Origin of the sequence: Chitinophaga caseinilytica (assembly GCF_038396765.1) — a bacterium.
Classification (GTDB): domain Bacteria; phylum Bacteroidota; class Bacteroidia; order Chitinophagales; family Chitinophagaceae; genus Chitinophaga; species Chitinophaga caseinilytica.
Genome location: NZ_CP150096.1, coordinates 506,617 through 532,597, shown reverse-complemented (window position 1 = coordinate 532,597; position 25,981 = coordinate 506,617). Strand labels below are relative to the sequence as shown.

Genomic DNA, 25,981 nt, shown 5'->3' with positions numbered 1-25,981 from the left:
TGCACAAAATTTCAGAAAACTGTGTTTTCCTTGAATCGGTTCAAATATAAGCTGGTAGCCCTGATAACGGTGTTTTTCATCACCGTTTCCGGCACAATTACCACGGCCCAAGCATCAGACGGCCATGAAGAAAAGAAAGGTTTTAATGCGAAGGAAGTCATCCTCGGACACGTGAAGGATGCGCACGACTGGCACTTGCTGGACGTGGGCGATTTTCACCTGACCGCTCCGCTGCCGGTTATTATTTATAACCCGGTGCGTGGCGTTTCGATGTTTTCTTCCTCCAAGTTCCACCACGGGCACGACGCGCACGACGGGTACCGCCTGGTGGACGCGCATTACCTCGAGTCTCACCACCTGACCGCCGCCCAGTATCCTGAAGGCAGCATCATCGAGGTGGATGCGAACGACAATCCGACCGGCCAGAAGATCTACGACTGGTCCATCACCAAGAACATTGCGTCCATGCTCTTTGCAGCGGTGCTCCTGGTGGTGTTGATGCTCAACGTAGCCAAGGCTTACCGCGTACGTGGCCACCGCCAGGCGCCGAAAGGCTTCCAGAGCCTCATCGAACCGGTGATCATTTTCATGCGCGACGAAGTGGTACGCCCCAACATCCCGGGCGCGAAAGGTGAAAAGTACGTTCCTTTCATCCTGACCATCTTCTTCTTTATTCTCATCAACAACCTGCTGGGCCTGCTGCCGGGTTCTGCCAACGTAACCGGTAACATCGCGGTAACGGCGGCGCTGGCGCTGATTTCCTTCATCGCGATGATGGCGGCTACGAACCGTCACTTCTGGGCGCATATCTTCAACCCTCCCGTACCGGGCGGTGTAAAGATCATCCTGGCGCCGGTGGAGCTGATCGGTGTGTTCACCAAGCCGGTTTCCCTCATGATCCGACTTTTCGCCAACATCCTGGCGGGTCACATCATCATCCTGAGCATTATCTCCCTCGTGTTCATATTCGGTTCGCTGAATAAAGTTGCCGGTTACGGCTTCCTGCCCATTACGATCGTGTTCAACATCGTGATGATGATGCTGGAACTGCTGGTGGCTTTCATCCAGGCGTTCATCTTTGCCAACCTTACCGCTGTATTCATCGGTCAGGCCATGGAACACCAGGGCGGTCATCACCATTAATAACAACGTTTAATCTAAAATTCAAATACACAATTCATCATGGAACTTTTAACTGTAATGATGCAGGCTGCTGAATCCGCTTCTGGCCTGGCTAAAGCTGGTGGTGCTGTTGGTGCTGGTATTGCTGCTATCGCAGCTGGTATCGGTGTAGGTAACATCGGTAAGAGCGCGCTGGAATCCATCGCTCGTCAGCCCGAAGCTGCTAACGACATCCGTGCTAACATGATCCTGGCTGCGGCGCTGGTAGAGGGTGTTGCCCTGTTCGGCGTTATCGCGGGTCTGCTGGCGGTAGTACTGTAATCGCAGAAACTTTTTACTGCATCTGGCGCAAAGGGCAAAAGATGCAGTAAATTCAATTTTCCGAACAATCTCAACGCATAAATATTACTATATATGGATTTGTTGATGCCTCAATTAGGCTTATTCACCATCTCTTTCATCATTTTCCTGATCGTTCTGTGGATCCTCGTGAAGTTTGCCTGGAAGCCTATCCTGGCAGTTCTGAAAGAAAGGGAAGACTCCATCTCCGACTCCATCGCCACCGCTGAGCGCGTGAAAGAGGAAATGGCGCAAATGAAAGCCGAGCACGAACATGTGCTGGCCGAGGCGAAAGCCGAACGCAGCGCTATCCTGAAAGAAGCGAAAGACGCCAAAGAGCAGATCATTCGCGAAGCCAAGGAACAAGCACAGGCCGAAGCCAAAAAAATCATCGCGGAAGCTTCCGTAGCCATCGAGAACCAGAAAATGGCCGCCCTCACCGACGTTAAAAACCAGGTAGGCACCCTCGTGATCGAAGTAGCGGAAAAAGTGCTGCGCAAAGAGCTGTCCGACAAAACCAACCAGGAAGCTTACATCAAGCAACTGGCCGGCGAAATCAAACTGAACTAATTAAAACGGCTGAATAAAAGAATATGCAGAATCCCCGTTTAGCAAACAGGTATGCGAAATCGCTGATCGACCTGGCGGTGGCCAAGAACGAACTGGAAGCCGTACATGGCGACATGCTCCTGCTCCAGTCCATCACCCGCAGCAATGCCGACGTGGTTGCGCTGCTCCGCAGCCCCATCATCAAGGCCGATAAGAAGATCAAGATCATGGGCGCCATCCTCGACGGTAAGATCAGCGGCATCACTTCCGCGTTCATCCGCCTGGTAACGCTCAAAGGCCGCGAAAGCGTGCTGGCCGAGATCACCGGGGAGTTCGAAAAGCAGTACAATGCCCTCAAAGGCATCGTTCGCGTGAAACTGACTTCCGCCGCTCCGCTCGATGCGCAGCTGCTGAACCTCATCCGCGACAAGGTGGAAACCTCCGCCGGCCGCAAAGTAGAACTGGAAACAGCAGTAAACCCCGAACTGATCGGCGGCTTCGTCCTCGAAACCGGCAACGAACTGTTCGACGCTTCCGTACTGCGCGACCTGAAGGATATCAAGAAACAGTTCCTCAAGAACATTTACGTTTCTGAAATCCGCTAACCAAGCAATTTAACAGCAGCCGCTGCGTAACCGCAAAGCTGTTGTCGTTATAACAATAAACCTTAACGACTCTTTAAAAAATCATAACGATGGTTGATATTAAACCAGATGAAATTTCGGCGATACTTCGCCAGCAACTGAGCAACTTCAACGCTTCCGCGGAACTGGAAGAAGTAGGCACGGTACTGCAGGTGGGTGACGGTATCGCCCGTGTATATGGCCTGAACAACGTTCGCTCCGGTGAACTCGTGGAATTCGAGAACGGGGTAAAAGCAATCGCGCTGAACCTGGAAGAAGACAACGTGGGTGTGGTACTGATGGGTGAATCCACCGCTATCAAAGAAGGTGACACCGTTCGCCGCACCGGCCAGATCGCCTCCATCAAAGTGGGCGAAGGCCTCGTTGGCCGCGTGGTGAACACCCTCGGCGAACCGATCGACGGTAAAGGCCCCATCTCCGGCGAACTGTACGAAATGCCCCTGGAACGTAAAGCTCCCGGTGTAATCTACCGCGAACCGGTAAAGGAACCGCTGCAAACCGGTATCAAGGCGATCGACGCCATGATCCCCATCGGCCGCGGCCAGCGTGAGCTGGTGATCGGTGACCGCCAGACCGGTAAAACCGCCATCTGCATCGACGCCATCATCAATCAGAAAGAATTTTTTGACGCGGGCAAACCCGTGTATTGCATATACGTAGCCATCGGTCAGAAAGCATCCACCGTTGCCGGTGTGATGAAAACGCTGCAGGAAAGCGGCGCCATGGCCTACACCACCATCGTTGCAGCTTCCGCTGCCGATCCGGCCCCCCTCCAGTTCTACGCTCCGTTCGCTGGCGCTGCCATCGGTGAATTCTTCCGCGACACCGGCCGCCCGGCGCTGATCATTTACGATGACCTGTCCAAACAAGCCGTAGCTTACCGTGAGGTGTCCCTGCTGCTCCGCCGTCCTCCCGGACGTGAGGCGTACCCCGGTGACGTATTCTACCTGCACAGCCGTCTCCTCGAACGCGCCGCGAAAGTGATCGCGAAAGACGATATCGCCAAACAGATGAACGACCTCCCCGAGTCTATCAGGCACCTCGTGAAAGGCGGTGGTTCCCTGACCGCCCTGCCGATCATCGAAACACAGGCTGGTGACGTATCCGCATACATCCCCACGAACGTGATCTCCATCACCGACGGACAGATCTTCCTCGAGAACAACCTGTTCAACGCCGGTATCCGTCCTGCGATCAACGTAGGTATCTCCGTATCCCGCGTAGGTGGTAACGCCCAGATCAAGTCGATGAAGAAAGTATCCGGTACCCTGAAACTCGACCAGGCGATGTACCGCGAAATGGAAGCCTTCTCCAAATTCGGTGGTGACCTCGATGCGGCTACCAAATCCGTTCTGGACAAAGGTGCCCGTAACGTGGAAATCCTGAAACAACCGCAGTTCAGCCCGTTCTCCGTGGAGAAACAGGTAGCGATCATCTACCTCGGTACCAACGGCCTGCTCCGCGAAGTGCCCGTGAAGAACGTAGCCGCTTTCCAGGACGCCTTCCTGCACGAAATGGAAGTTCGCCTGCCCGAAGTGCTCGGCGAATTCAAGAAAGGTAACCTGCCCGAAGAAGGCATCAAGAAAATGGTTGCACTGGCCGACGAGCTGAAGCCCCGCTTCGCCTAAGCCATTGAGCATATAGTTTTTAAAAGCCCTCCGCTTGCGGAGGGCTTTTTTTGTCGTCATCTTCCGTTCATTTTTCATCCGCCGTTGCGTCGCACACTTCCGCTTTCCCGCCGTATCATCGATGATACCAACTCCCGAACGCTTTCGTCTGCGCAGTAGCTTTGCCCGAAACAACGACGAAAAATGAAATCATTACTTTCCGCCCTGCTCTTCGCCATCCCCGCAGCGGCGCAGACTTCCGGAGACCGGATCTCCAGCCGGAAGATCATCACCATGAAACCCACCGGCGAAACCGTGCAGCTCCTCACCTCCGGTAAAGAAACCAACGGCGCGTATGCGGAATTCCTCGTCACCCTGCCTGAAGGCAAGCCTGGCCCCCCGTTGCACACCCACCCGAAGCAGCATGAGTACTTCGAAGCGGTAGAAGGCACGCTGGGCCTGTATGCCGATGGGAAAAAGCTCATCCTGCAGCCAGGGGAATCCTTTACCGTGGAGCCCGGCGTCCAGCACGCTTTCTTCAATGCCGGAACCGGCACCGCCAAATGGAAAGCCCGCGTCACCCCCGCGCTGAATTTTGAGTATCTTGCCGAAGAAACCATCCTGGCCCTGAACCGCGCCTTCCCCGAAATGCCTTCCGATTACGAACTGAAATACATTCTCTGGCAGGCGAAAGGAGAATACTACCTGGCCGATGTTTCCATGTTCAAACAAAAGATCCTCTGGCCGCTGAAAGGCTGGTGGGGCAAAATCACCGGCAGGGCGAAAGCCGTAACGCCCCGTAAACACGCGTATCATTTACCTAACAAAATACCATGACCCACCGCACGCCCACCCCCGACGATACCCGCTACCTGATGGACACTATTTACGTCATCGGCGGCAAATGGCGCCTGCTCATCATGCTCTCGCTTTCGCAGGGCCACACCCGCTTTTCCGACATCCTCCGCAGCATCCCCGGCATCACACCGCGCATGCTCAGCCGGGAACTGAAGCATCTGGAGCTTAATAAGATCGTGGTCCGCGAGCTGAACGACGATACGGATAATACCGATTACCGCGTCACGGTATATTGCCAGTCTTTCGACCCCGTGGTGCAGGCGATGGTGGAGTGGGGCAGGCAACATTTGGAAAACATCAAAGCCGATCAGTTCCGGCCGCGCGCGGTGAAATGATTTTATTTACAGCTTTACGGGTACCGGGTTTCCGGCGATTCCATCCGCGGTCCGCGGATGGAATTTATTTGTCAACATCCATCGGAAACCGACTGACGCCAGGTACACATCAACACCCGTCGGTCAACAGTCCTGTACCATTCCCGCGTGCGCATACGAAAGGAATCCTTATCGAAAATCAACATTTAAGTATGTCAAAACCCATCGATAATTTCGTGGAGCGACGATGGAAAGGAAGCGAATGATCGTGGGCCGGCGGCTGGAATACTGGCCCGGCCGCCGTTGTGTCACTCCCTTCGTCCGCACCGTTCTGCCCGGCAGATATATGTTTTAACATGTAATTTAATTTGAAAAATAGTTTGATTTATAATGTAAACTAAATTAGTTTTGATCCATCATTCTGACCTAACCTTATATGTACAAGCTATTCCTCCCCCTGGTTTGCCTGTTGTTCCCCCTGGCGATGCAGGCGCAGACCGTGGTCACCGGTAAAGTGACCGACGCCCGCAAGAAGCCCCTGGCAGGCGTGAACATCTCCCTGGTCGGGAGTTACGACGGCGCCACGTCCGCCAAAGACGGCAGCTTCTCCTTCACCACTTCCGAAAAGGGCGAACGCCTCATCACCGCCACACTCGCCGGCTTCGCTTCCATCGAAGTAAAAACGGACCTTTCCTCCAGCGCACCCCTGCTGCTCGTCCTGAAAGAAACCGTGAACGAACTGAAAATGGTCACCATTTCGGCCGGCAGCTTCGAAGCCAGCGACGAAAAGAAGAACACCGTCCTCAAGCCCCTTGATATCGTGACCACCGCCGGCGCCAACGCAGACATCGTGAGCGCGCTCAAAACCCTGCCCGGAGCGCAGCAGGTAGGCGAGAAGGAAGGCCTCTTCGTGCGCGGGGGCACCGGGTACGAAACACAAACCTTTATAGACGGGATGCTCGTCCGCAACCCTTTCTCCAGCGGTATGCCCGACTTCGCAGCGCGCGGCCGGTTCTCGCCATTCCTCTTCAAAGGCACCACCTTCAGCAGCGGCGGCTATTCCGCGCAATACGGCCAGGGCCTCAGCTCCGCGCTCGTCCTCGAATCCATCGACCTGCCGGAACGCTCCTCCTACACCGTGGGCCTCGGGTCTGTGGGGCCGTCTGTCGGCATCGATAAACTGTCGAAAGACAAAAAGAAAGGTTACGGCTTCGAAATGGACTACACCAATCTCTGGCCCTACTTCAAGATCATGAAGCAGAAACAGGAGCCCGTGGTGGCGCCCGAATACCTGAACGCATCCGGCAACTACCGCATCAAAACCTCGAAAAACGGCATGCTGAAAATCTTCGTCATGGGCACCGCCGGGCGGTTCGGATTTAAAGGCGAAAGTCTGGAGTATCCCGGGTCGAAGGAAGAATTCCGCCTCAACAACCAGTTCGTCTACACCAACGTTTCCTGGAAAGAAAGCCTGGGCAACGGCTGGAAGATCCAGCTCGGCACTTCCTACAGCACCAACCGCGACCGCATCACCATGGATACGCTCGGCAAGCAACCGGAGCCCACGCGCATCAAGACCCGCCAGGATCTTTCGCAGTTCCGCGCCATGCTGTCGAAAAACCTCGGCAAATTCTCCGTGCTCCGCCTCGGCAGCGAATATCAATACGGAACGGAAGCCTCGAAATTCAATAACCTCGAAGCCGATTTCGTAGACAGCTATACCGCGTCTTTCGCAGAAGCGGACGTGTACATCACCCCGAGGTTCGTGGGCCGCCTCGGCACCCGCTACGAATATTCCTCGCTGCTGCGGTCCCCCAACATCGCGCCGCGCGCATCGCTCGCCTATAAACTCGACGCCAAAAGCCAGGTGGCCCTGGCATACGGCGAGTTTTACCAGAAGCCGGAGCCGCAGTACCTCCGATTCGATCATAACCTCGGCTACATGCGCGCCACGCACTACATCGCCAGCTATCAGCATATTTCCCAGTTCCGCGTATTCCGGACGGAAGTATTCTATAAACAATATCACGATCTGATCAAAACCGTTCCTTCCTACAACAATAACGGTAAAGGCTATGCGAAAGGAGCGGAACTTTTCTGGCGCGATAAAAAACTCATCAAAAACGCCGATTACTGGATTTCCTACTCCTGGCTCGATACCAAGCGCGATCACCTGAATTTCCCGTACGAAGTACAGCCCGATTTCGCGGCGGAACATACGGCCACTTTGGTATACAAACATTTCATCCCCGACTGGATGCTCAACCTGGGCGCCACCTACACCTTTGCGACGGGGCGGCCGTATTACAATCCGAACCGCCCGCAAAGCGAGTTCATGACCGACCGCACGCGTAACCTCAACACGCTCGGCATCAACGTCAACTACCTGACCACCGTCGGCAAGGCGTTCACGGTATTCGTGTTCACCATGTCAAACGTGATCGGGAACGAACAGCAATACGGCTGGCGCTATTCGTCGGACAAGATGCGCAGGAGCATGGTAGGGCCCATGGCGCCGAGGTTCTTTTACCTGGGCATGTTCATGAGCTTCGGCATCGACCGCCGGCAGGAAATGATCGACCGTCAATAATTTCATCATCAACCCTCAATATTCAAATATGAAATCCATTCTCGCCTATTTACTGTTCTTCGCCGTTGCTACGGCCAATGCGCAAGACCGTTACCAGGCCGCCATGAAGCAACAGGTAAGTCTGCTGGACAGTGCCAGCACCTTCAATCCCGCGTCGCTCAACGCCCTCAGCAACACCTTCGAGCGCATCGCGAACGCGGAGCAAACCCAATGGCTGCCGTATTATTATGCCGCTTATTGCCTGGTGAACGAAGCTTTCATGACGCAGGACAAAACCAAGGTGGACCCCATTTCCGACAAAGCCGCACTGCTGGCCGAAAAGGCCGTGGCGTTGAAAGGTGAGGATTCCGAATTGTCGTGCCTGCTGTCGCTCATCGCCGTTTCCCGCATCGCGGTAGACCCCATGACGCGGGGCGCCAGATTCGGCACGGAATCTGCCGAACTGCTGGAAAAAGCGAAGACGCAGAACCCCGAAAACCCGCGCGTGTATTTGCTGCAGGGCCAAAACCTCATGTTCACGCCCGAAGCTTTCGGCGGCAGCAAATCGAAAGGGAAAGAATTGCTGAACGTTGCATTGCAGAAATTCACGGCCTTCAAACCGGAAAGCGACATCGCGCCGCGCTGGGGCGAAGTGTATACGAAGGAGTTACTGAAAATGCCTTGATTTTTTATATTTTACGGGCGGAAGCGCATATTCCGCCCGTAAATTTTTGTAATCCAAACAATCGTGAAACGTGTTTAAAGAACTGGACCCGGTTTTGCACTCGCAGTTGCGGCTGGCAGTGATGTCGGTGCTGATGCGGGAGAAAGAAGCGGAATTTACCGTACTGAAGGAGTTGACCAACGCCACGGCGGGGAATCTCAGCGTGCAGATCAACAAGCTGAAGGAAGCGGAATACATCGAAGTCACGAAGCAGTTCAAGGATAATTACCCCCAAACCATTTGCCGCGTCACCGAAAAAGGATCGGCGGCTTTCGAGAATTACATTCGCTCCATCAAATCTTATTTCCATACCGGCGGGAAGTCCTGAAATTTACGACTGACGGGCCGATGCAGCGTTGCGTGGTATCTTTAACGTCCGCCCGGGGCGGTTTAGAAACCTTAAAAGGCACGCGATGGAACTGCTGGATCACAAACTGAAAGTGGCGCCCACTTCTGCGCTCGTATTGCTGCAAACCCGGTCTTTGTACGACTCCGGTATCGCCGGTCAATATTACGACCTGCTCGATTTCGGCGACGTACGGGAGCTCTCTTCCGGGATCCAGGGCGCCTGGCCGCATTTCTCCACGGTGGTATTGTACCGCAAGCGATTTATCCGCCATTTGCTGGAAACGTATCTGCAAGACGGCAAGCCCGTCCAGGTTTGTATTCTCGGCGCCGGCCTCGACCCGATATCGCTTTGGTTGCTGGAGCACCACCGCCAGGCCATCAGCCGGATTTATGAAGTGGACGCGGTGCATATGCCCGTGAAATCCTCGCTGTATGCCCGGCTGCTGCCGGGCGAACCTGCCCTGCATTTCATTCAGGCGGATATAACGGATACCCTGCATCTGCTGGATAAACTCCGGGATGCGGGGTATTCTACCGAACAACCCGCCCTCGTCATCTTCGAGGGTATTATCCACTATATTCCCGACGAACTGTTCCTCAACACCATGCAGGCTTTCCGGACGCCGAACAAGACGAACGTGGTGCTGATGGACTACCTGTTGCCCGAACATAAAGTGCCGGCGGCCGAAAGGCCGGTGTTGCGCGATTTGATGGCGCGGATGGAAAATTTTATCGGGGGAAAGATGTACCCCTACGAGCGCCGGGAGATTTTCCGGCTGGTGGAGCTGCTGCACGGCGATGTGGCGGGCGTAGACTCGCTGCAGGACATAGAATTCAAGCTGAACGGCCGCAATGAGCTGTTCTACGAAGACGGGGAAGGATTTTTGGAGATGATCGCGTTTTACCTCTGATTATACGGCGCCTCTTTCCGAAGCGATCTCCGTTTTCTTCAGGGGATTGCGGGTGTTTTCCGCGTATTCCTTGCGCTGGGCGATGATGTCGAGGCAGGAATAAACGGCTTGCCGGAATGATGCTTCGTCTGCCACGTTTTTACCTGCGATATCGAAGGCGGTGCCGTGATCGGGCGAGGTACGTACGATGGGGAGGCCTGCGGTGTAATTGATGCCTTCGCCGCTGGCGAGGGATTTGAAGGGGATGAGGCCCTGGTCGTGATACATGGCCAGCACGCCGTCGAACTTCGTGTACATTTCGCGGGCGAAGAATGCGTCTGCGCTGTAGGGGCCGAAGGTCAAAGTACCGCGCTGCTTGGCTTCGCGGATGGCCGGGGCGATGTGCTGGATTTCCTCGTTGCCGATCAGGCCCTCGTCTCCCGCATGCGGATTGAGGCCCAGCACGGCGATGCGCGGATTGTCGATCCCGAAATCGCGCACGAGGCTGTCTTTCATCATGGCGATCTTGGCGAGGATATTTTCCTTGGTCACGTATTTGGCGACTTCCGAAACGGGAACGTGCTCGGTGAGCAGGCCCACGCGCATATTGTCTGCCGTCATGAACATGAGGACATCCTTGCTGTTAAAGGCGTTGCGGAGGTAGGGGGTATGGCCGGTGAAGTCGAAATCCTTGGACTGGATGTTCTTTTTATGGATGGGAGCGGTCACGAGGCCTTCGATCTGTTTGGCCTTGAGGCTTTCCACGGCTACCGCGAGGGAGCGGGCCGCGTATTTACCCCCGGTTTCGTTCAGAACGCCGGGCGTGATCTGGACTTCTTCCTCCCAGCAGTTGAAAACGCTCACCTGCTTGGGGTTCAGCTTGCTGAAATCCTTGATGCTCTGGTAATTGAAATTGTTCTCGTTGAGCAGTTTTCGATAGAAATTGATCGCTTTGTTGGAAGCGAAAACCACGGGGGTGCACAATTCAAGCATCCGGCTGTCGGCAAAAGTCTTGATGATGATCTCCAGGCCGATGCTGTTCAGGTCTCCCGCGGAGATCCCGATTACCGGGCGGGGCGTATGTGCGTTTGCTGAGCTCATGAGTAAACGAAATATCCAACAAATATACGTGTTAAAGTTGACAGATAGGCCCCCGGGGGCAAACTGCCGGGGATTCCTTAAATTTGCAGCTTATTCTGTTCCATGTATACGCTGAAAAAGTCATTAGGCCAACATTTCCTCAAAGACGAGAACATGTGCCGCAAGATCGTGGAGGCATTGCCCGTTACACCGGGGATGCAGCTGCTGGAAGTGGGCCCGGGTGCCGGCGCCATCACCAAATACCTGCTGGAAGTACCGGAAATCAGCTTCAAAGCCGTGGAACTCGATACGGAAAAGGTCCAGTTCCTCGAAAAAACATTCCCCGCCATCCAGGGCAAGCTCATCAACGAAAGCTTCCTGGAAATGGCCGCCCCCTTCACCGGGCCGTTCGCCATCATCGGCAATTTCCCCTACAACATCTCCACCCAGATCATGTTCCGCGTGCTGGACTGGAAGGAGCAGGTGCCCCTCGTGGTAGGCATGTTCCAGAAAGAAGTGGCGCAGCGCATCGCGGCGGGGCACGGGAACAAGGAATACGGCATCCTCAGCGTATTGCTGCAGGCGGAGTACAAAATCGAATACCTGTTCGATGTGCACGAAAACTGCTTCAACCCGCCGCCGAAAGTGAAATCCGGCGTCATCCGCTGCACGCGGCTCGAAACGCCGTACGAAGTGAAGAACTGGAAGAAATTCACCCTCCTGGTGAAAACCGCCTTCGGCCAGCGCCGCAAGCAGTTGCGCAACCCCCTGAAAGGACTGTTCAAAAAAGAATATTTACAGGAACCCATATTTACGAAACGCGCGGAAGAGCTTACAGTAGCTGATTTCGTAGCCCTCACCGAACACATGATATGAGCAAGCAAGTAATCATCACGGCCAAAGTACACGAATATCTGATCAATGAATTACAGGAGAAGGGCTTTGCGGTCGACTACCGGCCTTCCATCACCTACGACGAGCTGGCGGCCTCCATCCATACGGCTTCCGGGCTGATCGTGACCACAAGGATCAAGGTAGACAAAGCGATGCTCGACCGGGCCACGCAGCTGGAATGGATCGGGCGTTTGGGGTCGGGGATGGAGCTGATCGATACGGCATATGCCGCGGAGAAAGGCATCCGGCTGGCGAGCAGCCCCGAAGGCAACCGCGATACCGTGGGCGAGCAGGCCGTGGGCATGCTGGTCATGCTCATGCATAATCTTTTGAAAAGCAATCTCGAACTGCGCAACAGCATTTGGGAGCGCGACGGCAACCGGGCCTGGGAACTGGGCGGCAAAACCGTCGGCATCATTGGTTACGGCCATACCGGCGGCGCCTTCGCGAAACGGCTCCGCGGGTTCGACATGAAAATCCTCGCTTTCGATAAATACAAAAGCGGTTTCGGCGACGAATTCGTGCAGGAAGCTTCGCTGGAAGCCATTTTCCGGGAGGCAGACATCGTGAGTTTGCATCTGCCGCTCACGGAAGAAACCCGGCATCTGGGGAACATGTCCTTCTTCCAATCTTTCCACAAACCCGTATACCTGCTCAATACTTCCCGCGGGAAAGTCGTGAAAACAGCCGATGTGGTGAAAGCCCTGGAAAGCGGTGCCCTCGCCGGCGCGGCGCTCGACGTGCTGGAGAACGAAAAGCTGGACACGTTCAGCGAAACGGAGCAGGCGGAGTTCAGGTTCCTGCTGGCGCACCCGCGGGCGGTGCTGACCCCGCACATCGCCGGCTACAGCCATGAAGCGAGCATCAAAATGGCGAAAGTGGTGCTGGAAAAACTGGGCTTGTAGCATATGGGAAACCCTCCATATTAAGCATTTTAATATTTGATAGGGGGAGGGTTCCGAACGAAAAAAAGTTATATTTGCAATACTGATACCGGATTGACGTCTTTGCGCAAGTGAGGGCGTTAATTTTTTTCTATACAACTAAAACATTCAGGTATGTCTGGCGTAAATTACGTTACCAAAGAGACCCTTGACCAGATGAGAGATGAGCTGACGCAACTCAAGACCAAAGGACGGGCGGAGATTGCGCGTGCGATATCGGAGGCGCGTGAGAAAGGGGATTTGAAAGAAAACGCGGAATACGACGCAGCCAAAGAAGCACAGGGTCTTCACGAAGCCAAGATCGCCACGCTGGAAAACGCCATCGCAACGGCGCGCGTGGTGGATGCAGGTGATATCGATACTTCCAAAGTGTCTATCCTCTGTAAAGTGACCATTACCAATCTCGCGAATAAGAAAACCATCACTTACCAGCTGGTTTCCGAGAAGGAAGCCGATCTGAAACTCGGCAAGATCTCCGTTACTTCCCCCATCGGCAAAGGCCTGCTGGGCAAGAAAGTAGGCGAGGAAGCCGATGTTACGGCCCCCAACGGCAAGCTCCGTTTCAAAATCGACCACATCACCGTGTAAGAGCGGCGGCGATAATAGAAAAGGCCCCCGCGCGCGGGGGCCTTTTTTTATGCCAAATATTGTAGCTTTATACCGAGCAAAAAGTGACCCATCCCATGACCATCTTCTCAAAAATCATCAAAGGAGACATTCCGAGCTATAAAATCGCGGAAAACGACAAGTTTTACGCGTTCCTCGACATCTTCCCCATGATGGAAGGCCACACCCTGGTCATCCCCAAAACGGAAGTAGACAAATTCTTTGATGTAGACGATGCGTACCTGGCGGAGTACCTGCTCTTCGCCCGCCCCATCGCGAAAGCCATCGAAGCCGTGGTGCCCTGCAACCGGGTAGGCATCAGCGTTATGGGCCTCGAAGTGCCGCACGCGCACCTTCACCTCGTACCGATCAACTCGGCCGACGATCTCAATTTCACCCGCCCCAAGCTGAAACTGCAGCCTGAAGAACTGAAGGCGATCCAGGAAAAAATCGTAGCGGAACTGGAGCGTAACGCTTAAAGGGTCGGAACGTAGAACTTGAACCCGATGCCGTGCAGCGTTTCCAGCTTCACGTCTTTGTCGTCGACAAAATGTTTGCGGATTTTAGTAATGAACACGTCCATGCTTCTACCGAGGAAATAATCGTCTTTCCCCCACACGTGGTACAGGATTTCTTCCCTTTTAAGGGTCTTGTTGGCATTCTCGCAGAAAAACTTCAAAAGATCGGCCTCCTTCTGGGTAAGGCTCGCCTTTAGCTTGCCGGAACTGTCCATCAGTTTCAGCTCGCCATAGTCGAACGTCGTTTTGCCGACGGTATAGGTGGAGCGTTTGTCTGCATTGAGGGGCCGTGTCCGTTTCAGGAAAACTTCGATACGCAGGAGCAGCTCCTGCATGGAAAAAGGTTTGGTCACGTAATCGTCCGCGCCATGTTTGAAACCGCTGATCTTATCTTCGTCCTGCGACTTGGAAGTGAGGAAGAGAATAGGGATCAGATCGTTCTTCTGCCGTATTTGCCGGGCCAGTTCAAAGCCGTTTTTCTTGGGCATCACCACATCGAGCAGACATATATCGTACAGGCTTTTTTGAAACGTTTTCCAGGCTATTTCTCCATCAGAGCAATGGGTCACCTCGTATCCGGATTCTTCCAAACGTTTTTTGGTTATAGCACCCAGGTTATAATCATCCTCCACTAGTAAAATTCTAGCCTTCGTATCCATCTACGAAAAAAATTAGGGGTGATAAAAGGTAAAAAATTTCATTAGTAACACTTGTAGGCGCCCCGCGGTACTAGTTCAGGGCGCTATTCAGCCTTATTTCAGTTCAAAATAAGTACAATTTCTCAATTAACAAACATCGGCCGGCGGGATTATGTTCAATTTGCATCAGGGTCTGGAGAGCCTTTCGGGATTCTGCTGAAGGAATTTCTCCCAGCCTTTTGATTTACCGGTGGTTACGAGCGGGCTGGAATCCTGGAAATGATGGCAGACGGCAACCGCCAACGCGTCTGTGGCATCCAGGTATTCGGGCACTTCGGTGAACTTGAGGATGCGTTGCAGCATCTGCCACACCTGCTCCTTGTTAGCATTGCCGTTGCCGGTGATCGATTGCTTCACTTTCTTGGGGGAATATTCCGCAACCGTAAGCCCCGCCTGCATCGCCGTGGCAATGGCCACGCCCTGGGCACGGCCGAGTTTGAGCATAGACTGCACGTTTTTGCCGAAGAACGGCGCCTCGATGGCGCAGCAAACTGGTTTGTGCTCCCGGATGATTTCGTTCATGCGATCGTGGATTTTCCGGAGCCTTTCGTAGTGATCGATTTTAGGATTGAGCTTGAGAACGTCCATCTTGATGATCTCCGCGTGCTGGCCTTTTACAGCGATCAGGCCGTAGCCCATGATGATGGTCCCGGGGTCTATCCCGAGAATTATTTTTGTATTGTTTGCCAAGCGGAGCCTATTTTTGCCAAAAATTCGACGAAGTCTGAACAAAAGTACCAAAATAATCCTCAATTACGTCCTCGGCGGGGCGCTCTTCACCTGGTTAACCTTTGCGATCATCAGGCAAATCCGGCACCAGGACAATCTGCCGGCGGCCTGGGTGCACATTCAGGAGATCGTGGCCGACAGGGGTTGGGTACTTTTGCTGATGGTGATAGGGATGATGCTGGTGAACTGGGGGATCGAGGCGCGGAAGTGGCAGATATTGGTGCGCCCGCTCGAAGAAGTGCCGTTCCGGCGGGCCTTCGGGGCTATCCTGACCGGGGTGTCCGTGTCGGTAAGCACGCCCAACCGCATCGGGGAATACGGCGGCCGGATGCTGTACCTCAGCAATGCGAGCAAGCTCAAATCCATCGCCGCCACCATCGTGGGCAGCTTTTCACAGATCATCGCCACCCTGCTTTTCGGACTGGCGGGCTCCATATTTTATATATACCGGTTCGATGTGGAAGGATTGCCGGCCGTTGGACCGGGTTTTAGGGAAAAATTAACGCTTGCTTTACTCATAGGGGTTTGTGTCACCGTTTTATTCCTTTATTTTCGGTTACGATGGGTCGTTTCGCTGGTAGACCGGGTGAAGTGGCTGCGGAAGGTGAAGGTTTTCATCATGGTGATTGTCCGGTATTCTCCCTCGGAATTGAGGACCCTGCTGTATTTGAGTGCCATCCGGTATATCGTGTTTACGGCACAGTATTTGATTTTATTATATGCGTTGGGAGTTGCATTTGTGTGGTGGGAAGGGTTTTTCATGATCAGTGTGATCTACCTGGTCATGGCAGCGATCCCTACGGTAGCCATAGCGGAAATCGGCTTGCGGGGCAGTGTCAGCCTCCACTTCCTGGGCCTCCTGAGCGCCAATGCGGCCGGCATACTGGCCGCCACGGTGGCGATCTGGCTTATCAACCTGGTGCTGCCTGCCGCCATCGGTGCCGTGTTGCTCCTCGGCGTGAAGATTTTCAGAGATAAATAGCGAACGATCGATGAAGTATGTTTTACTGTTGCTATGCGGCCTGTTGTTTTACCCCGCCTCCCCCAGGGCGCAGGAAAACTTCTGTGGTACCGTCAACACGGCGTTCAAGGCCAGCGAAACCCTCACCCTCAAAGTGTTCTATAACCTCGGCAGCGTTTACGTAGGCGCCGGGGAAGCCACCTTCACCACCACCCTCGAAAAGTATAACGGGAGAGACGCCTACCACGTTGTAGGCGACGGGAAAACGTATCGCTCGTACGACTGGTTCTTCAAAGTCCGCGACCGCTACGAAAGCTATATCGACACCGCCACCATGCTGCCCATGCGTTTCATCCGCAACATCAACGAAGGCGGCTACAAGAAATACAACAACGTCGTCTTCAACCGCGAAACCAATATCGCCACCAGCACGCTCGGCAACTTCAAGGTGCCCGCCTGCATCCAGGACGTCATCTCCTCCATCTATTACGCCCGCAACATCGATTTCAACAAATACAAACCCGGCGATAAAATCCCCTTCTCCATGTTCCTCGACGATGAAGTGTTCGACATTTACATCCGGTACATGGGCAAAGAACAGGTGGAAACCCGCTACGGCACTTTCCGCGCCATCAAGTTCAAACCCCTCCTCATCAAAGGCACCATCTTCGAAGGCGGCGAAAAAATGACCGTATGGGTGAGCGACGACGGCAATAAAATCCCCCTCCGCGTGGATTCCCCCATTTCCGTCGGCAGCATCAAAGTAGACATGATCAGCTTCACCAACCTCCGCTGGGCCCTGACTTCACTCGTAAAGAAACGTTAAAGCCCGAACCGGAATGGTCTTTATCTGTTATATTTGTTTCTGACTCAATCTATTTCAAATATGGAAGAACGCAAACCCAAGATCCTGCTCGCCGAAGATGATACCAACCTCGGAATGGTATTAAAGAACTACCTGGAACTCAACGATTACGACGTAGAGCTTTGCAGGGACGGCATCCTCGCGCTGGCAGCCTTCCGCCGGGACAAGTTCGACATTTGCCTGCTCGACATCATGATGCCCAATATGGACGGGTTCAAACTGGCGGAAGAGATCCGGGACGTAGACCCCGACATTCCCCTGTTTTTCCTCTCCGCCAAAACCATGAAGGAAGATATCATCCAGGGTTATAAACTGGGTGCCGACGATTATATTTCCAAACCCTTCGACTCTGAGCTGCTCCTCCTCAAAATCAAAGCCATCCTGAAACGCAACCAGGAATTGAACAGCAAGGAAGAAGAACAGTTCGAGTTCCGCATCGGGCAATACCACTTCAATTCCCGCCTGCGCACCCTCGTCAAAGGCAGTGATTCGCATACGCTGTCGCCCAAGGAAAACGAGCTGCTGCACATGCTTTGCGAGCACAAGAACGACCTCCTTCCCCGCGAAGTGGCGCTGAAGAAAATCTGGGGCAGCGATACGTATTTCAATGGCCGCAGCATGGACGTGTATATCGCCAAATTGCGGAAGTACCTGAAAGACGATTCCAATATCGAGATCGTGAACATCCATGGCAACGGTTTCCGCCTCGTGGTGAAAGACTGACGCCAATATATATTATGTGAAAAGGCCGGTTGAACGTTCGATCGGCCTTTTTTATTCGTTTGATAATGAATTGATTAGAAGAGAAGTTGCGATCCCCGGCTATTGGGGTTCCGACCGAGGTGATGGTAGGCTTTTTCCGTTACTTCGCGGCCGCGGGGCGTGCGTTTGATGAATCCTTCCTGGATGAGGAATGGTTCGTACACTTCCTCGAGGGTCCCGGCTTCTTCGCCCACCGCCGTTGCGATGGTGGTGATGCCGACGGGGCCGCCCTTGAAGTTATCGATGATGGTGGAAAGGATGCGGTTGTCCATTTCATCGAGGCCGTATTCGTCTACGCTCAGGGCTTTGAGGCTGAACTGTGCGATGCCGAGGTCGATGACGCCGTTGCCCATTACCTGTGCGAAATCCCGCACCCGGCGCAGGAGCCCGTTGGCGATACGCGGGGTGCCGCGGCTGCGGCGGGCGATTTCGGACGCGGCGTCGGAAGTGATCTTGGTGCCGAGGAGGCCGGCGGCGCGCCAGAGGATGCGTTGCAGCGTTTCCGAATTATAATATTCCAGGCGGCTTTTGATGCCGAAACGGCTGAGCAGCGGGGCGGTGAGGAGGCCGGAACGCGTGGTGGCGCCTACCAGTGTGAAAGGGTGCAGGTTGATCTGGACCGTCCGCGCGTTGGGGCCCGAATCGATCATAATGTCTATCCGGTAATCCTCCATCGCGGAGTAGAGATATTCTTCCACAACGGTGCTGAGGCGGTGAATTTCGTCTACGAACAACACATCGCGCTCCTCGAGGTTGGTGAGGAGGCCGGCAAGATCGCCGGGTTTTTCGATGACGGGGCCGGATGTTTCGCGGATGTTCACACCGAGCTCATTGGCCACGATGCGCGACAGCGTTGTTTTCCCCAGCCCGGGAGGGCCGTGGAAAAGAATGTGGTCGAGCGCTTCGTCGCGCATCTTCGCCGCTTTGATGAACACCTTGAGGTTTTCGATGATCTGGTCTTGCCCGGAAAAATCCATGATCTCCCGCGGCCGGATGCTGTTCTCGAATTCCTTCTCGGCGGCGCTCATCCTGTTGTCATCTGGTCTTAGGTTCGGATTGGACATGTAAGTTTGTTGCCTTTCAGCGTCAAAAGTAATGAGAAATTGGCGAGGATATGAATATCGTTTATTTTTAGGCAAATCTTGCATCGACCTATGACCAGAAAATTAATAGCCGCCGCCGCGCTGCTCACCATAAGCCTGGGCGCCGTTGCGCAGCAGACCGACGTGAACGAGGTGCGCCGGATCATTTCCACACTTGCCGCCGACGATATGATGGGGCGCGGGACTTTTACGCCCGGGATCGAGAAAGCGTCCGTTTTCATTGAAGCGGAATTCGAAAAAGCGGGGCTGGAGAAGTTGCCCGGCGCAACGAGTTACCGGCAGCCATTCGCCATGAAAGGCAGATCGATCTATCCGGCGGATTCGCTGGAACTGGTGCCCGGTGCCAAGGCGCTCCACAACGTGGTGGGCCTCATCCGCGGCGCGAGCAAACCCAACGAGTTCGTGATCTTTTCCGGTCACTACGACCATATCGGCATCCTGAAATCCGAAACGCAGGACACGATCGCCAATGGTGCGGACGATGATGCTTCCGGCATTACGGCGGTGATCCTGTTGGCCCGTCATTTCAAACAGCATCCGCCCGAGCGCACGGTGATTTTCGCGTGCTTCACGGCAGAGGAGATCGGGGGCTTCGGCTCGCGCTATTTCTCCCGAGAAGTGCATCCAGACAGCGTGGTGGCCATGTTCAACATCGAAATGATCGGCAAGGAATCCAAGTTCGGCCGCAACAGCGCGTTCATCACGGGTTTCGAGCGTTCGGACTTCGGTCAGATCCTCCAGCGCAACCTCGAAGGATCGGCTTTCAAATTCCATCCCGATCCTTATCCCGAACAACAGCTTTTCTATCGTTCAGACAATGCCATGCTGGCGAAGCTCGGCGTGCCGGCGCATACGATTTCCACGACGCAGATCGACAAAGACAAACTCTATCATAGTGTAGACGACGAAGTCGAATCCCTCGACCTGCAGAACATCGCGGATATCATTGACGCAATCGCCGTGAGCTCGGGTACCATCGTGAGCGGAAAGGATACGCCTACCCGCGTGGCGAAGGAAGATTAAATTGCAGAGTTGATAAAATGGCAAGGGCGGACCGAAAGGCCCGCCCTTGTTGTATTTGGGAGAATCTTGATTAAAGCTGGAGTTTCGCGATAACCGAAAAGTGGTCGGAAGCGAAGAGGCCTTTCCAGGTTTGCGAAATGGTGGCGTGCTGGAGCACTTTCCATGGGCCTTTGAGGAAGATGTAATCGATGGGCTCGTCGCCGATTTCCTGTGAGCGGAAGCCGTTGAAAGTGCCTGTGGGGCCGTAGTGCGGCGTTTGGCTGAGGGCTTTGGCGTCTTTGAGGTGTTTCGGATTGGCGGCGTCCATGATGACGCGGATGGGCTCGTCGCCGGGCGTGGCGTTGAAGTCGCCGGTGACAACGGCGGGCAGTTTGCCGGAGATGGCGGCTACTTTGTCCAGCAGTAGTTTGGCGCTTTCGCGGCGGGCGATTTTGCCCATATGATCGAAGTGGGTGTTGAAGTGGAAGAATATTTTGCCGGTGATCTTGTCGCGGAATTTTCCGTAGGAAACGATGCGTTCGATGGCGGCGTCCCATCCTTTGGCGCCGATGGTTTCGGGTGTTTCGGAGAGCCAGAAGGTGTGGGATTCGAGGAGTTTGAGGCGGGTGGTGTCGTAGAAGATGGCGGAGAATTCGCCTTTTTTATCGCCGTCGGTGCGGCCGACGCCGAGGTATTTGTAATGCGGGAGAGATTTTTGCAGGTCTTGCATTTGTTCCCAGAGGGCTTCCTGGACGCCGAGGAGTTGCGGGCGGTGGAAGAGGACTTGCGACGCGAGGCGGTCTTTCCGGTTGGGCCAGGCGTTGATGCTGTCTTTGGGCGTGTTCATGCGGATGTTGAACGTCATGACCTGGATGCTGCGGTCTTGTGCGCCGGCCTGGAAGCCGGTGAAAGCGGCGATGAGGAGCAATAGAATCCTTTTCATGTGGTCAAAATACATTACAATCTTCGTTTTTCGGAGATATTCTACGTTAACTCTGAGATATTCTCGCCTTTTTTTCATTGCCCGGGTTCCTCTTCCCGCTAGTTTTGCATCAGGATGTATTGCCGTCCGTGATCATCCTGCAACATCATCATGAAAACGATTCGCATAGTACATGAGGGGCGGGGGGATCGCCGGGTACGGGCTGCCGGGGTGTTGTTTCAGGATGCGGGAGGGTGTTGGCATGCGCATGTACCGGCTTTGGGGCTGACGGGTTATGGATGGTCGCGGCAGGCTGCCTATGGTTCGTTGGAGGTGGTGGTGCGTGTGTATTTGCGGGCGGTGCGGGGGATGGAGGGAGTGATAGAAGATTTGATGGAGGATATGACGAAGGATATGACGAAGGATATGGAGGAAGGGGGATGGAAAGTGGAGGAGGGAGAATGGTATGCGCCGTTGATGGGGTATGGTCAATTGCGGGAAGTGTTGGGATATATGCGAAGGGGGGCGATAATGCGGCCGTTCGGGTTATTGCTGGAAGAGGGCTCGCTGGCGCGGGGTTCGTAATCAATCAATAGGGATATGCAAACGCTGGAATGTAATGAGGACGTGTCTTTGGATACGTTCCGGGATTTCCTTTGCCTGAACGGTTATCATTTCCGCTTGTTGGGAGGCGGGCATGAGCAGTGGGAGGGTGTTCGGAAGCGGCGGCCGGTGGTGTTGTCGCGCACGGTGTGCCCGGTGCCGCCATTTGTCATCCGCCAGGTGTTGCGGGAAACGGGAATCCCGATGGATGCCTTGATGGCTTATCTGGCCGGGGAGACGTGAGGTTGCGGAACGGGAAAGAGGCTTTCTGTACCGTGGAATTTGTGCATGGGTTCGTGCTGTTGTAGTGGGAAACGAGTGCCTCGATGGATGCCTTGAGGGCTTATCTGACTGGGGAGACGTGAGGTTGCGGAACGGGAAAGAGGCTTTTTTATAACGTGGAATTTGTGCCTGGAGATTTGATGGGATGCGCTAATCTATATACCGCGGAGAGGTGAAACACGGAATAGTTGTGGGGAACGGTATTGCGAAGGATGAGCTGCTGGACTATCGTACCTGGTGCCTGATATGGCAGTTCGAAGAGGGACTGGTGTAGGGACATGTAATTGGAATGCATTTTCCCACGCATTGAAGAGAACCGTGTAACACCATGTAGTTGTTGTGGGAAACGAACGGCCCGAAGTTAGGCCGTTACGGACTTACGTGGCTGGATGCGTGATGTAATGAATGGATGTGAAATTTCGATAAGAAGGAATTGGTGGAGTGCTATGTAAATGAAATGCACATACCCGCGCATTGCGGTTGACTGTGCAATGAAATGGGGTGTTGAAAGGCGGTAACAATGCCGCGCAACGATGGGGTTAGTACCATTGTTCGCCGGGTAACCGGCGGCAGCGGTGGACATAAGCAGCATAAAAAAGGACCGGCATTCCTGCCGGTCCCCTGGTATGTTATCGCTGAAATCAGCGAACGCTTTTCAGCAGTTCCTGTACGGCGCGTTCCAGTTGCGGGTCTTTGTCCGCCAGCCTGTCGGTAAAGGTGGTTTTGACATAGATGTCGGGAGCCACGCCTTCTTTCTCGAGGTTCTTACCGTCGAGGGTGTAGCAGCCCCAGGAAGGGAGGCGGTAGAAGGAACCGTCTACGAGCCCTTTGCCGGAGGTGAAAATGATCCAGCGGTAAGATTCGGTGCCGATGATTTTTCCGAGCCCCAGTGCCTTGAAGCCCGCAGCGGTCATTTCAGCATCACTGAGCGATTGTTCGTTGATCAGCAATACGATGGGTTTGCCTGCCGGCGCGAAGTTCGGCTGCGGCGAGGGCTTGCCTTCACGGTATTGCCATTGGAGATACGGGCGTTGGGAAAGGAACTTGAGGACTTCGTCATGCACGTTGCCCCCGGTATTGTAACGGAGGTCGAGGATGAGCGCGTCTTTGCCGGATAATTTCGCGGTCATGTCGATGAGGAATTTGTCGAGCTCCCCGCCGCCCATGTTCTTCATATACGTGTATGCGATGCGGTTATTGCTGAGCTTGTCAACTTTCTGTTCGTTGCCGTAAATCCATTCGTCGTACAGCTGCTGGTCGAGCGCGCCGGAGCTTTGCGGGTGGAGCCGCACTTCGAAGGGCTTGCCGCTGCGCTCGAACGTGAGCGTGATTTCGCGCTCCATGGAGGGCCGGGTGAAGTATTGGTCGCGGCATTGTTTGGGATCCACGGCTTTGCCGTTTACCTGGGTGAGCACATCACCGGGCTGAATGTCGATGCCCGTTCTGTCGGCACTGCTGTTGGCCACGATGCGCTGCACGGTGTAGGGTTGCTGGGGATCGAAGAGAACGCCGGTTTCCATGGTCTGATAACTGAGGGCGATGCGCTCGTCGTCGCCATAGGTGTTGAAGCCCAGGTGCGAAGAGTTCAGTTCGCCGAGCAGGTCGTTCAGCAGCACGCGGAGGTCGGCGCGGTTGTTCACGTATGGAAGATAGCGGCTGTATTCGTCGCGCAGTTTGGGCCAGTTGGTGCCGTGGAAATCGGCATTGTAGAAGTTCTCTTCTACGTTCGCCCACATTTCGTAGTAGATCTGCTGGAATTCTTCCTGCAGGTTGCGGTAGAAGGTTTGCCCGATGCTGATGGGATCGATCTTGTTGGCGTCTGCATTGAGTTTGCAGATATTTCCGCCGGCAAGTGCGAAGAGTTTGCCGTCTACTTCCACGATGTTGCCGTCGAATCGTTCGCTGCCGTTGATGCGTTCCGTTTTGGTTTCTTCGAAAGGCTCGCTTACCATTTTGTAAAGCGCGCCGCGGCCTTCGTGGTTGGAGCCGAAGAAGATCGTGGTTTTATCGCCTTTTCCGGACATATGGTAGGGGCCGTATTGGGAACCGAAGCCGGGAGACACCTGTTCTACGCGCTGCATGAGCCGGTCCATATTGATGGTGATGCTCTTGGTAGCGTCTGCGCTGTCGGATTTTTTGTCGGATTTCGCAGTTTTGTCGTCTTTACCGTCTTTGCCTGATTTGCCGGATTTGTCGTCGTTCTTTTTATCGTCTTCCTTCTTCTTGAACAGCTCGTCGAATTTTGTGGAGCGATAAGGATCGTCGTATTTGTCGAGCGCGAGCCGGTAAATTTTCGGGTTGGTCATGCCGAATGGATACGCGGGCCGGGTGCGGGAGGAGGCGAAGTAAATGTACTTCCCGTCGGGCGACCAGAACGGATCGACTTCAGACACACCTGTATTGGTGAGGTTGACCGTCGTGTTCTTTTTGAGGTTGTGTACGAAGATGTCCTTTTCGAAATTGCGATGTGCATTGAATACCACGTATTCGCCATTGGGCGAAAAACGGGGATCGGGGCTTTGGAACGCCCATATCTCCTCTTTCGCGATGGTGCGGGATTGCAGCGTCTTGAGATCGATGATCCGTACTTCGTCGCGGCCGCTGAAGTAAACGGCCTGCGAGCGGTCGTGGTTCAGGTTGAGGCTGCGGTTGTTGCGTTTGTCGCTCGTGTGCTGTTTGACGGTCCCGCTGCCATCAGCGGCAACGGTGTATAGGTTGAGGTAGCCGTTGAGCGTTTGGTTGAACAGGAGGGTTTTGTTATCGGGGAGCCACAGCACTTCGGTCGCTCTTTCGCCGTTGCGCGGTATCTGGCGGACGAACTTGCCCTCGATATCAGACACGAAGAGCTCGCCCCGCGAAATGAAGGCGAGTTTCTTGCCATCGGGCGATACATCGAAGTTGGAGATGCGGTCGCGCACGTCGAAAGCCTGTTCCTTGGAGAGAACGGGGTTCCGGAAGAGCTGGAGCGCGATTTTTTCGGATTTTCCGGAGGCGACGTCGTACACCCAAACCTGGTAGTCTTTTTCAAACACGACCTTGCTGCCGTCTGCGCTGACGTTGGGCCGTTTGATGGAGGTGGAGAATTTGGTCAGGGCTTTCTTCTGGCCGTTTGCGAAGGTGTAGAGGTTGTATTCCCCGTTCGCTTCGTCGGAAACGAAGAATATGTTGCCTTTGCGGTCGATGGTGGTCCAGAAGTCCTTGCCGCGGTAGTCGGTGTATTGTTTATATTGTTTGGTGGCGGGGTTGTAGGATTGGATGTCCGGGTTGAAATCGCCTTTATATCGTTTGCGGTTGGCGGCCCAGCTGGATTCCCAGGTGTCGTTGAAGAACAGTTCGCCGGAGGCGGGGTGTTCCGACAGGTTGTGTACCTGGTTGAAATAGTGGGGGAATACGCGAACGGGTGTTCCGCCGTTGATGTTTTGTTTGAAAGAGGTGGCAGACCCTTCGCGGTTGGAGGTGAAATAGATGGATTTGGAATCCCAGCTCCAGGAGTCCATGAGGTCGGGTGCGTCATGGAAGGTGAGCTGTTTGATATCTCCGCCGCTGATGGGCATGATGAACACGTCTTGCCGTCCGAACTGGGTGCCGGTGAAAGCGATCCATTTCCCGTCGGGAGAAACCCTCGGGAGCGTTTCGTTGCCTTGCATGGCGGTGAGGCGGGTGGCTTGTGGATTGCGGAGGTCCGCTTTCCAGAGGTCGCCTTCGAAACTGAATATAACCGTTTGTCCGTCCGGGGTAAGGGTGGGAGAGGTGGTGAAATAAGTGTCCGACTGTTGGGCTACGGCCGGCAGGGATAATGCTACCGCCAGGATACCCGTGTAGATTGGTCTCATAATAACAGGGGAATTTAAGGATAGAAAGATAATGAGGATTCCCTGTACCCGGAAACCATTTATCACGTCAGGAGGCGGTTTCGGAACATTTTTCGCGGGATTTGTGTCCCTGGGGCGCTTTGGGGGGATGAAGCTACTGGTTTTCCGGGAGCCTGCCGGGCAGGTAAAGGTTAATTGTTCCTGAAAGCTTTTCTAAATAGACCAATCCGATAACC

Annotated in this window: 27 protein-coding genes; 21 read left to right on the top strand and 6 right to left on the bottom strand. The window is 54.3% G+C overall.

What is annotated here, in order from left to right; translation table 11 throughout:
- The first annotated feature begins 21 nt into the window (after positions 1 to 21).
- The 11 genes from atpB (at position 22) to WJU22_RS02150 (ending at position 9,985) form a co-directional block, all read left to right on the top strand.
- Positions 22 to 1,143 (top strand): F0F1 ATP synthase subunit A, encoded by a 1,122-nt coding sequence (gene atpB, locus WJU22_RS02200; RefSeq protein WP_423737227.1) that lies wholly within the window; start codon positions 22 to 24, stop codon positions 1,141 to 1,143.
- A 39-nt stretch (positions 1,144 to 1,182) separates the two neighbouring features.
- Complete coding sequence (gene atpE, locus WJU22_RS02195; RefSeq protein WP_126244254.1) at positions 1,183 to 1,443, top strand: ATP synthase F0 subunit C; 261 nt, start codon at positions 1,183 to 1,185, stop codon at positions 1,441 to 1,443.
- A 105-nt stretch (positions 1,444 to 1,548) separates the two neighbouring features.
- Positions 1,549 to 2,031 (top strand): F0F1 ATP synthase subunit B, encoded by a 483-nt coding sequence (gene atpF / locus WJU22_RS02190; protein WP_240646548.1) that lies wholly within the window; start codon positions 1,549 to 1,551, stop codon positions 2,029 to 2,031.
- Positions 2,032 to 2,054: 23 nt separating this feature from the next.
- Entirely contained in the window at positions 2,055 to 2,615 is a 561-nt protein-coding gene (gene atpH, locus WJU22_RS02185; RefSeq protein WP_341841659.1) for an ATP synthase F1 subunit delta, read from the top strand.
- An 89-nt stretch (positions 2,616 to 2,704) separates the two neighbouring features.
- A complete protein-coding gene (gene atpA, locus WJU22_RS02180) occupies positions 2,705 to 4,282 on the top strand; it encodes a F0F1 ATP synthase subunit alpha (protein ID WP_341841658.1) in 1,578 nt (525 codons plus the stop codon).
- Between the two features lie 183 nt (positions 4,283 to 4,465).
- A complete protein-coding gene (locus tag WJU22_RS02175; protein ID WP_341841657.1) occupies positions 4,466 to 5,098 on the top strand; it encodes a cupin domain-containing protein in 633 nt (210 codons plus the stop codon).
- The gene (locus WJU22_RS02170) at positions 5,095 to 5,454 is read left to right on the top strand and encodes a helix-turn-helix domain-containing protein (RefSeq protein ID WP_341841656.1); all 360 of its coding nucleotides are present in this window, start codon (positions 5,095 to 5,097) and stop codon (positions 5,452 to 5,454) included. Before WJU22_RS02175 ends, WJU22_RS02170 begins: the two co-directional genes overlap by 4 nt.
- A 415-nt stretch (positions 5,455 to 5,869) precedes the next feature.
- A complete protein-coding gene (locus WJU22_RS02165; RefSeq protein ID WP_341841655.1) occupies positions 5,870 to 8,023 on the top strand; it encodes a TonB-dependent receptor in 2,154 nt (717 codons plus the stop codon).
- Positions 8,024 to 8,051: 28 nt separating this feature from the next.
- The gene (locus WJU22_RS02160; protein ID WP_341841654.1) at positions 8,052 to 8,687 is read left to right on the top strand and encodes a hypothetical protein; all 636 of its coding nucleotides are present in this window, start codon (positions 8,052 to 8,054) and stop codon (positions 8,685 to 8,687) included.
- A 70-nt stretch (positions 8,688 to 8,757) separates the two neighbouring features.
- Positions 8,758 to 9,054: a transcriptional regulator gene (locus WJU22_RS02155; protein ID WP_341841653.1), complete on the top strand. Its 297-nt coding sequence runs from the start codon at positions 8,758 to 8,760 to the stop codon at positions 9,052 to 9,054.
- 85 nt (positions 9,055 to 9,139) lie between these two features.
- On the top strand, positions 9,140 to 9,985 hold the full coding sequence (locus WJU22_RS02150; RefSeq protein WP_341841652.1) for a class I SAM-dependent methyltransferase: 846 nt from the start codon (positions 9,140 to 9,142) through the stop codon (positions 9,983 to 9,985).
- Here the strand turns inward: WJU22_RS02150 and pdxA are convergent, their stop codons facing one another.
- A complete protein-coding gene (gene pdxA, locus WJU22_RS02145) occupies positions 9,986 to 11,065 on the bottom strand; it encodes a 4-hydroxythreonine-4-phosphate dehydrogenase PdxA (protein WP_341841651.1) in 1,080 nt (359 codons plus the stop codon).
- Between the two features lie 102 nt (positions 11,066 to 11,167).
- On the opposite strand from pdxA, the gene rsmA reads away from it, so the two are divergent.
- The 4 genes from rsmA (at position 11,168) to WJU22_RS02125 (ending at position 13,967) form a co-directional block, all read left to right on the top strand.
- Positions 11,168 to 11,920 (top strand): 16S rRNA (adenine(1518)-N(6)/adenine(1519)-N(6))-dimethyltransferase RsmA, encoded by a 753-nt coding sequence (gene rsmA / locus WJU22_RS02140; RefSeq protein WP_341841650.1) that lies wholly within the window; start codon positions 11,168 to 11,170, stop codon positions 11,918 to 11,920.
- On the top strand, positions 11,917 to 12,843 hold the full coding sequence (locus WJU22_RS02135; RefSeq protein ID WP_341841649.1) for an NAD(P)-dependent oxidoreductase: 927 nt from the start codon (positions 11,917 to 11,919) through the stop codon (positions 12,841 to 12,843). The genes rsmA and WJU22_RS02135 overlap by 4 nt, the downstream gene beginning before the upstream one ends.
- A gap of 153 nt (positions 12,844 to 12,996) precedes the next feature.
- Positions 12,997 to 13,470 carry a transcription elongation factor GreA gene (gene greA / locus WJU22_RS02130; protein ID WP_341841648.1) on the top strand — a complete coding sequence of 158 codons (474 nt, stop codon included), beginning with the start codon at positions 12,997 to 12,999 and terminating at the stop codon, positions 13,468 to 13,470.
- A gap of 95 nt (positions 13,471 to 13,565) precedes the next feature.
- Positions 13,566 to 13,967 (top strand): HIT family protein, encoded by a 402-nt coding sequence (locus tag WJU22_RS02125; protein WP_126244242.1) that lies wholly within the window; start codon positions 13,566 to 13,568, stop codon positions 13,965 to 13,967.
- Here WJU22_RS02125 and WJU22_RS02120 read toward each other — a convergent pair.
- Together WJU22_RS02120 and ruvC are read right to left on the bottom strand one after the other, a co-directional pair.
- Positions 13,964 to 14,596, bottom strand: a complete 633-nt coding sequence (locus tag WJU22_RS02120) for a response regulator transcription factor (RefSeq protein WP_341841647.1) — start codon at positions 14,594 to 14,596, stop codon at positions 13,964 to 13,966. The two genes, WJU22_RS02125 and WJU22_RS02120, sit on opposite strands and share 4 nt — an antisense overlap.
- Before the next feature lie 234 nt (positions 14,597 to 14,830).
- The gene (gene ruvC / locus WJU22_RS02115) at positions 14,831 to 15,394 is read right to left on the bottom strand and encodes a crossover junction endodeoxyribonuclease RuvC (protein WP_341841646.1); all 564 of its coding nucleotides are present in this window, start codon (positions 15,392 to 15,394) and stop codon (positions 14,831 to 14,833) included.
- 13 nt (positions 15,395 to 15,407) lie between these two features.
- On the opposite strand from ruvC, the gene WJU22_RS02110 reads away from it, so the two are divergent.
- From WJU22_RS02110 to WJU22_RS02100, 3 genes are read left to right on the top strand one after another with little or no spacing between them, the layout of a single operon-like run.
- Complete coding sequence (locus WJU22_RS02110; protein WP_341841645.1) at positions 15,408 to 16,415, top strand: lysylphosphatidylglycerol synthase transmembrane domain-containing protein; 1,008 nt, start codon at positions 15,408 to 15,410, stop codon at positions 16,413 to 16,415.
- Between the two features lie 10 nt (positions 16,416 to 16,425).
- Entirely contained in the window at positions 16,426 to 17,220 is a 795-nt protein-coding gene (locus tag WJU22_RS02105) for a DUF3108 domain-containing protein (protein WP_341841644.1), read from the top strand.
- Between the two features lie 60 nt (positions 17,221 to 17,280).
- Positions 17,281 to 17,982, top strand: coding sequence for a response regulator transcription factor (locus WJU22_RS02100; protein WP_341841643.1), 702 nt, complete (start codon positions 17,281 to 17,283; stop codon positions 17,980 to 17,982).
- 74 nt (positions 17,983 to 18,056) lie between these two features.
- Here WJU22_RS02100 and ruvB read toward each other — a convergent pair whose 3' ends face one another.
- Positions 18,057 to 19,085, bottom strand: a complete 1,029-nt coding sequence (ruvB, locus tag WJU22_RS02095) for a Holliday junction branch migration DNA helicase RuvB (protein ID WP_341841642.1) — start codon at positions 19,083 to 19,085, stop codon at positions 18,057 to 18,059.
- Between the two features lie 90 nt (positions 19,086 to 19,175).
- Here ruvB and WJU22_RS02090 point away from each other — a divergent pair, with 90 nt between their 5' ends.
- Positions 19,176 to 20,147, top strand: a complete 972-nt coding sequence (locus tag WJU22_RS02090) for a M20/M25/M40 family metallo-hydrolase (RefSeq protein WP_341841641.1) — start codon at positions 19,176 to 19,178, stop codon at positions 20,145 to 20,147.
- A gap of 70 nt (positions 20,148 to 20,217) precedes the next feature.
- On the opposite strand, the gene WJU22_RS02085 is transcribed toward WJU22_RS02090, so the two are convergent.
- Positions 20,218 to 21,069, bottom strand: a complete 852-nt coding sequence (locus tag WJU22_RS02085) for an endonuclease/exonuclease/phosphatase family protein (protein WP_341841640.1) — start codon at positions 21,067 to 21,069, stop codon at positions 20,218 to 20,220.
- A 258-nt stretch (positions 21,070 to 21,327) separates the two neighbouring features.
- Here WJU22_RS02085 and WJU22_RS02080 point away from each other — a divergent pair, with 258 nt between their 5' ends.
- Positions 21,328 to 21,633 (top strand): hypothetical protein, encoded by a 306-nt coding sequence (locus tag WJU22_RS02080; RefSeq protein ID WP_341841639.1) that lies wholly within the window; start codon positions 21,328 to 21,330, stop codon positions 21,631 to 21,633.
- A 15-nt stretch (positions 21,634 to 21,648) separates the two neighbouring features.
- Positions 21,649 to 21,894 (top strand): hypothetical protein, encoded by a 246-nt coding sequence (locus WJU22_RS02075; protein ID WP_341841638.1) that lies wholly within the window; start codon positions 21,649 to 21,651, stop codon positions 21,892 to 21,894.
- A 680-nt stretch (positions 21,895 to 22,574) separates the two neighbouring features.
- Here WJU22_RS02075 and WJU22_RS02070 read toward each other — a convergent pair.
- A complete protein-coding gene (locus WJU22_RS02070; protein WP_341841637.1) occupies positions 22,575 to 25,766 on the bottom strand; it encodes a S41 family peptidase in 3,192 nt (1,063 codons plus the stop codon).
- Positions 25,767 to 25,981 lie beyond the last annotated feature (215 nt).